The organism is Cognatundibacterium luofuense (assembly GCF_018139685.1).
GTDB lineage: Bacteria > Pseudomonadota > Gammaproteobacteria > Burkholderiales > Burkholderiaceae_D > Undibacterium > Undibacterium luofuense.
On sequence record NZ_JAGSPN010000081.1, the window covers coordinates 1 to 557 of the forward strand.

Here is a 557-nt window from a genome sequence, read left to right on the forward strand (position 1 = left end):
CCATTCATCTTCGCTGTACCGATCAGGCTATGCATGGCAGCAGCTCGCTCACCACCGCTGTCCGACCCAAGAAACAGGAAGTTCTTGCGGCCCAGGCAGCAACCCCGTAACGCATTCTCGGCAATGTTGTTATCGATCTCGGCCACGCCATCTTCACAGTAATAGTTCAACGCATGCCACTGGTTGAGCATGTAGTTGATGGCCTTGGTGGTCTCGGATTGTGTCGATAGTGTCAGCAGTCTGTTGCGCAGCCAAACTTCCAGTTCAACCAGAAGTGGTTTGGCCTGTCGCTGCCGAATACGCTGACGTTCAGTTTGTGGCTGTCCGCGAATTTGCGCTTCAATACCATAGAGTTCGCCAATCCGGCGCAGAATCTCGGTGGTCGTTGGCGTGGCCTTTTTTGCGTGTAAATCATAGACCTTGCGTCTGGCATGCGCCCAACAGGCGGCTTCAATCACGCTGCCATCAGTATAGAGCTTGTCATAACCACCGTACGCATCCGCTTGCAACACACCGGTGAATCCCTCCAGGTGCGTCTGCGGGTGTAGACCCTGTCG

At 54.6% G+C, this 557-nt stretch carries 1 protein-coding gene; it reads right to left on the reverse strand.

Going from position 1 to position 557, the window contains the following annotated elements:
• On the reverse strand, nt 1–557 hold a 557-nt coding region (tnpC, locus tag KDM89_RS19420), incomplete at both ends, for an IS66 family transposase (RefSeq protein WP_212689549.1).